We start from the raw sequence: 5,472 nt of genomic DNA, 5'->3' as shown, positions 1-5,472 counted from the left end.
CAAGGAGCAGCAACTCGCTCGCATCGCAGCCAGCGTCAAGGCGGGCAAGGATGAAGTCGAAGGTCGTATCGAGCAGTTGCTGGACAAGTCCCGCAAGCTGGAAAAGGAAGTCGACAAGCTTCGCAGTCAACTGGCCACCGGCCAGGGCGGCGACCTGTCCGCGCAGGCCGTCGATGTGGGCGGCATCAAGGTGCTGGCTGCACGCATCGATGGCGCGGATGCCAAATCCCTGCGCGATGCCGTCGACCAGATGAAGAACAAGCTCGGTGCGGCGGCAGTCGTGCTGGCTGCGGTCGATGGCAGCAAGGTGCAGCTCGCTGCCGGCGTGACCAAGGCCGAAACGAAATCCATCAAGGCAGGCGACCTGGTCAATCACGTGGCCCAGCAGGTCGGTGGCAAGGGCGGTGGTCGCCCGGACATGGCAATGGCCGGGGGTTCCGAGCCCGACAAGCTTGATGCCGCGCTGGCGGGCGTTGTCGACTGGGTCGGCGGGCAGCTCGGCTAGCCGGCCAGCTGAACATTCTTCGGCCGGGGGGCGGAGCAGGGATGGCATTGCTGGTTCAGAAATTCGGGGGTACCTCGGTCGGCGGCCTGGATCGCATCGACGGCGTCGCCGCGCGAGTGGCGGCCAGCATTGCCGAGGGGCACCAGGTCGTGGTCGTGGTGTCCGCCATGGCCGGCCAGACCGATTCCCTGTTGAACCTGGCGCGCGCCATCAGCAGCCACGGACGCCCCAATCCACGTGAACTCGATGCGCTGCTGGCCACTGGTGAACAGGTCTCGGCCGCCTTGCTGTGCATGGCCCTGGAAAAGGTCGGTTACACGGCGCGTTCCTTTACCGGCTGGCAGGCCGGCATCAAGACCGACAACCTCCATGGTCGTGCCAGCATCGACACCATCGACACCGGGTCGTTGACGGCCACGCTGGAGCGCGGCCGCATACCGGTGGTCGCAGGTTTCCAGGGGGTTGGCGGCGAGAACAGCATTACCACCCTGGGACGCGGTGGCAGCGACACGACGGCGGTCATGCTGGCTGCTGCTCTGGGTGCCGACGAATGCCAGATTTTCACGGATGTCGACGGTGTCTACCGGGCCGATCCGCGCGTCGTCGAGCATGCCGAATGTCTTGCCGAAATCGAGATGGCAGAAATGGAATGCCTGGCCGCCGCCGGCAGCAAGGTGCTGCAGGTCGATTCGGTCCGGGTCGCGAAAGAGCAGGCCGTTGCGTTGCGCGTACTGTCCACTTTCGAAACCGACAAACCCGGAACCCGCGTCTGCGCCGACGCCGACCTTCCAGTGTCCGGGAGCGGTGTGACGGGCATAGCCTGCCGCAGGCACCTGGCCACCCTGGGTATCAGCCTGGAGGGCGGTGACGACCTGGGCAGCCTGCTGGATAAACTGACCGAGGCCAGCCGGCTCGGTGGTATCGACCTGGCCCTGGTTCGACGGGAAGTGGCAGAAGCCGGCAGCATGAACTTTACTTTCATTGTGGCCGAGGGAGATCACGATCTGGCCCACGAGATCATGCAGCCATTGATCCTGGAAAGGTCCGGAAAACTCCATATAGAACAGGGTGTTGCAGAGATTTCAATGGTAGGAGCTGCGATTCCGGATCATGCCAGTTGCCTTGAGGCTGCCATGGCCTGCCTCGAGCAGGCTGGAATCAGCAGCAAGGCGGCCCGGAAGAATGAGCTAAGCTGTTCCTTGATCGTGACGGATGCGCAGGCGAATGATGCAGTGCGCCATCTGTATCGAGAGTTTATGATCGACTGATTGTTCGGGTCATCAGCGTCAACACCGTCGCCGCCATTCGCTCGCGTGGCTGCACTCAGCGGATCAAGTACCCGGAGAGGTGCAAATCGAGCAGGCTGGAGCAACAGGGAAGGCCGACCAGGGAAAATAAAAAAGTCAGGACCGAGAAAGGTCCAGGGTGATTGAGACAGGGAAAACAGGAGGATCCACCATGCTGATTCTGACAAGGCGGGTTGGCGAGACGGTCATGATCGGTGACAACGTCACCGTTACCGTGCTGGGCGTGAAGGGCAACCAGGTTCGCCTGGGCGTCAATGCACCCAGGGATGTCGCGGTTCATCGCGAGGAAATCTATCAGCGAATCCAGAACGAGGGCGAGGAACCACCCAAGGCCGAATGAGCGGGTGGCATGACGGCATGGCCGGAATCGGCCATCCATGGCCTTGTCCGGCTTGTTCTCCGGCCAGCCGGTCGGTATGATTGCCAACCTTCGGCGGGACGTTCCCGCCGAAAACTCGTCTAGACGAGCAGTTTCAGGAGAGATGGCCGAGTGGTCGAAGGCGCTCCCCTGCTAAGGGAGTAAGGGGTTTATAGCCTCTTCGAGGGTTCGAATCCCTCTCTCTCCGCCAGTTTTCACCTCGGCGGTCAAAATCCCCGATTGAGGGTCGACCCGCCTCGCGCTGGCCGGTATAATGCCGCGCCTTCGCTGGTGAAAACCGGCAAGTATTGCGCCCGTAGCTCAGCTGGATAGAGCGTCTGGCTACGAACCAGAAGGTCGGAGGTTCGACTCCTTCCGGGCGCGCCATACAAGAAAGCCCCTCGAGCAATCGAGGGGCTTTTTTCATTCCACCGCCACCGATTTCAGCGGCAGCTTCAGGTAGCGCCTGCCATTCGACTCGGCGGGCGGCAGGTGGCCGGCCCGAATGTTTACCTGCACGGAGGGATAGAGCAGGCGTGGCGCACCCAGCGTCTTGTCGCGGGCTTCGCGCATTTCCTTGAAATCCTCCAGGCTGTGCGCCTCGCCCACGTGGATGTTGTGCTTGCGTTCCTCCCCGACAGTGGTGACATTCCTGTGCTCGCGGCCGCCCGGGGCGTAGTCGTGGCACATGTACAAGGTCGTCTCGTCCGGCAGGTCAAACAGCTTCTGGATGGACTGGTACAGCGTTGTCGCATCGCCGCCGGGGAAATCGCAGCGGGCCGTTCCCATGTCGGGCATGAAGATCGAATCGCCGACGAAAGCCGCATCTCCAATGAGGTAGGTCACGCTGTCCGAGGTGTGTCCTGGCGTTGCGATGACCTCGATCTGCATGTCGCCCAGTGGCAGGCTGTCGCCTTCTTCCAGCAAGCGGTCGAACTGCGAGCCATCGGTCTGGAAGTCTTCTTCCAGGTTGAACACCGTCTTGAAAGTGGCTTGCACCCGGGTAATGCCGCGACCGATCGCGGTCGTGGCCGCCGGGAAGTGCTCCTTCAGCAGCGGTGCCGAGCTCAGGTGATCGGCATGCGCGTGGGTTTCCAGGATCCAGGTCGGCTCCAGCGCCTGCTCGCGGATATAGTCCAGCAGCGGTTCGATGGAGCTGCCATCCAGCGTGCCGGAGGCAGGATCAAAGGTCATGACCGGGTCGATGATCGCTGCCTTCGAGCTCGCGGTGTCGGCCACGACATAGCTGTAGGTGGAGGTGTCCTCGTCAAAAAAGCTTTTGATACTCGTGCTCATGAATGCGTGCTCTCTCGGGAATATATATTAATAGATTGTAAATTAGGGAAATCTTAATTACAATATGCGCGACATGATACGAAACCAGCTCAGGAGGCCACGATGAATCCCGCTGACATGGCGTCACATGCGGATGCTGCGGAAAGCCTGCTCAAGGCCATGGCCAACCGCCATCGCCTGATGATTCTCTGTTACCTCGTGGCCGGCGAGCGCAGCGTCGGCGAGCTGAACCGCGACATTGCGCTGAGCCAGTCTTCCCTGTCCCAGCACCTGGCGCGCCTGCGCGACGACGGCCTGGTAAAGACCCGGCGCGATGGGCAGACCATCCATTACTCGATCTGCGCGGGCCCGGCCACCCGGGTGATGGAGACGCTGCACGAGGCGTTTTGTGCAAGCGCAGATGACAGCACGGCAGGCGCCGCCAAAGGAGCAACAACATGATGGGCATCGGCCTGCTGGCTGCCTTGTTGATCGGTCTCAGCCTCGGCCTGCTGGGCTCCGGTGGTTCGATACTCACGGTGCCCGTGCTGGTCTACCTGCTGGAACAACCCGAGAAAGTGGCCATTGCCGGCAGCCTGGTGATTGTCGGTGGTATTGCCCTGGTGTCGTCCCTGTCCTACCTGCGGGCAGGGCAGGTCGATGGCCGCAGTGTCCTGTGGTTCGGCCTGCCGGGCATGGCGGGTACCTGGGTGGGCGCCATGCTGTCCGCGTGGATCAGCGGTACCGTGCAGCTGTTGCTGTTTGCAACGGTCATGCTCGCCGCTGCCGTGTTGATGGCGCGGCCACCGAAACTTGTGGCTGCGGGTGTCGAACAACCGCTGCGTTCGGCCTGGAAGATCGGCATGGACGGCTTGCTGGTCGGCATCCTCACCGGCCTTGTCGGCGTGGGTGGCGGCTTCATGATCGTGCCGGCCCTGGTGTTGCTGGGTGGATTGAGCATGCGGGTGGCAGTCGGTACTAGCCTGCTGGTCATCGCCTTGAAGTCGCTGAGCGGTGCGATTGGTTACTGGCAGGTGCTGCCAGCCAACAGTTTCGACTGGCCACTGATCGGCATGTTCATCCTGATAGGCGCAGTGGGCGGCGCGCTGGGTGAACGGGTGTCATCCCGAATCCCGCAGGCAGCGCTTCGCAAGGGCTTTGCCGTCTTCCTGGTGGTGATGGCAATCGCGATTTTCTGGAAAAACCTGGCCTGAGGGCCATTCATTCTGAATGACGGAGCAAGCAATGCCTGAAGTTGATAGCAGCAAACTGGTGAACTGGAAAAACCTGAAGGAATTCGAGCGCGGACTTTTTTCAGCCGGCAAGCCTGCGGAAGAGGACATCGCCGCCGCCGCCGAAGCTGGTGTGAAATGCCTGGTGTGTGTCAGCGATCGATCGGAATTCGACTACGACGTGCAGGCCGCCGCGGAAAACCGGGGCTTGCGATTCGAATACCTCCCGGTGAATGGCCCGCAGGACGTGACCGACGAAAATGCCCGGCGACTCGATGCCTTGCTGTCCGAGGAGGCGAACCAGCCGATGATCATTCACTGTGGATCCGGCAACCGCGTCGGGGCGCTGTACGCCCTGCGTGAAAGCTGCTGCCAGGGAGCAGACATGGCGGCGGCCCTGGCCGCCGGTCGGCGTGCCGGTCTGGCTGGCCTGGAAGGCTTCGTGGCAATGCAGCTGGCCTAGGTGCCAGCAAGCAGTTCGTTCAGTTCTGCTCGTTGCCAGCTGCCAGGGTGGGTGCTGGTGACGGACGTTCGGGAGTGATTGCAGCGGGATCGGTTTCCTGCTGCAGCATGCCCTTTAGCAGGTCTTCATGGTGAACGAGGCCGACAATCGTGCCGGTATCGTCGACAACCACGACACAACGAACGTGCGTGGTCAGCAGGCGGCCGACCACCTCAGAGACCTCGTCCCTGAAGTGCGCGATCTCTGGACGGGTATTGCAGATTTCCCAGGCATGAACTGCCTTGGGGTTGTTGGACGGATCCTGTTTGCAACGGAGTACGTCAACCTGCGAT

The 5,472-nt window shown here is 61.8% G+C and carries 8 protein-coding genes and 2 tRNA genes; 8 read left to right on the top strand and 2 right to left on the bottom strand.

Annotated elements, in window-relative coordinates; genetic code table 11:
* From R3217_10150 to R3217_10130, 5 genes are all read left to right on the top strand, one after another.
* Positions 1 to 505: DHHA1 domain-containing protein (locus R3217_10150; protein MDX1455805.1), on the top strand; the 505-nt coding region annotated here is incomplete at its 5' end.
* Between the two features lie 41 nt (positions 506 to 546).
* Entirely contained in the window at positions 547 to 1,773 is a 1,227-nt protein-coding gene (locus R3217_10145; protein ID MDX1455804.1) for an aspartate kinase, read from the top strand.
* A gap of 190 nt (positions 1,774 to 1,963) precedes the next feature.
* The gene (gene csrA / locus R3217_10140) at positions 1,964 to 2,152 is read left to right on the top strand and encodes a carbon storage regulator CsrA (protein MDX1455803.1); all 189 of its coding nucleotides are present in this window, start codon (positions 1,964 to 1,966) and stop codon (positions 2,150 to 2,152) included.
* A gap of 136 nt (positions 2,153 to 2,288) precedes the next feature.
* Positions 2,289 to 2,381: transfer RNA gene (locus R3217_10135), tRNA-Ser, on the top strand.
* A gap of 99 nt (positions 2,382 to 2,480) precedes the next feature.
* Positions 2,481 to 2,557 (top strand) — tRNA-Arg (locus tag R3217_10130).
* Positions 2,558 to 2,593: 36 nt separating this feature from the next.
* Here R3217_10130 and R3217_10125 read toward each other — a convergent pair.
* Positions 2,594 to 3,466, bottom strand: a complete 873-nt coding sequence (locus tag R3217_10125; protein ID MDX1455802.1) for an MBL fold metallo-hydrolase — start codon at positions 3,464 to 3,466, stop codon at positions 2,594 to 2,596.
* Between the two features lie 102 nt (positions 3,467 to 3,568).
* Between R3217_10125 and R3217_10120 the strand changes: the two genes are divergently transcribed.
* Genes R3217_10120 through R3217_10110 form a run of 3 tightly spaced genes read left to right on the top strand, consistent with a single transcriptional unit; the run spans position 3,569 to position 5,140 of the window.
* Positions 3,569 to 3,907, top strand: a complete 339-nt coding sequence (locus R3217_10120) for a metalloregulator ArsR/SmtB family transcription factor (GenBank protein ID MDX1455801.1) — start codon at positions 3,569 to 3,571, stop codon at positions 3,905 to 3,907.
* Positions 3,907 to 4,659, top strand: a complete 753-nt coding sequence (locus R3217_10115; GenBank protein MDX1455800.1) for a sulfite exporter TauE/SafE family protein — start codon at positions 3,907 to 3,909, stop codon at positions 4,657 to 4,659. The genes R3217_10120 and R3217_10115 overlap by 1 nt, the downstream gene beginning before the upstream one ends.
* A gap of 31 nt (positions 4,660 to 4,690) precedes the next feature.
* On the top strand, positions 4,691 to 5,140 hold the full coding sequence (locus tag R3217_10110) for a sulfur transferase domain-containing protein (protein ID MDX1455799.1): 450 nt from the start codon (positions 4,691 to 4,693) through the stop codon (positions 5,138 to 5,140).
* 19 nt (positions 5,141 to 5,159) lie between these two features.
* Here R3217_10110 and R3217_10105 read toward each other — a convergent pair.
* Positions 5,160 to 5,472 (bottom strand): CBS domain-containing protein (locus R3217_10105; protein ID MDX1455798.1); only part of this gene is annotated, 313 nt, incomplete at its 5' end.

Source organism: Gammaproteobacteria bacterium, assembly GCA_033720895.1.
Taxonomy (GTDB): domain Bacteria; phylum Pseudomonadota; class Gammaproteobacteria; order Natronospirales; family JAJUFS01; genus JAWWBS01.
This window is presented reverse-complemented; position numbering and strand designations above follow the sequence as displayed.

What these genes read in the sequence shown, in the direction of transcription:
- R3217_10145 (MDX1455804.1), top strand. Translation starts at nt 547, where the DNA reads ATGGCATTGCTGGTTCAGAAATTCGGGGGTACCTCGGTCGGCGGCCTG.
- csrA (MDX1455803.1), top strand. Translation starts at nt 1,964, where the DNA reads ATGCTGATTCTGACAAGGCGGGTTGGCGAGACGGTCATGATCGGTGAC.
- R3217_10125 (MDX1455802.1), bottom strand. Translation starts at nt 3,466, where the DNA reads ATGAGCACGAGTATCAAAAGCTTTTTTGACGAGGACACCTCCACCTAC.
- R3217_10120 (MDX1455801.1), top strand. Translation starts at nt 3,569, where the DNA reads ATGAATCCCGCTGACATGGCGTCACATGCGGATGCTGCGGAAAGCCTG.
- R3217_10115 (MDX1455800.1), top strand. Translation starts at nt 3,907, where the DNA reads ATGGGCATCGGCCTGCTGGCTGCCTTGTTGATCGGTCTCAGCCTCGGC.
- R3217_10110 (MDX1455799.1), top strand. Translation starts at nt 4,691, where the DNA reads ATGCCTGAAGTTGATAGCAGCAAACTGGTGAACTGGAAAAACCTGAAG.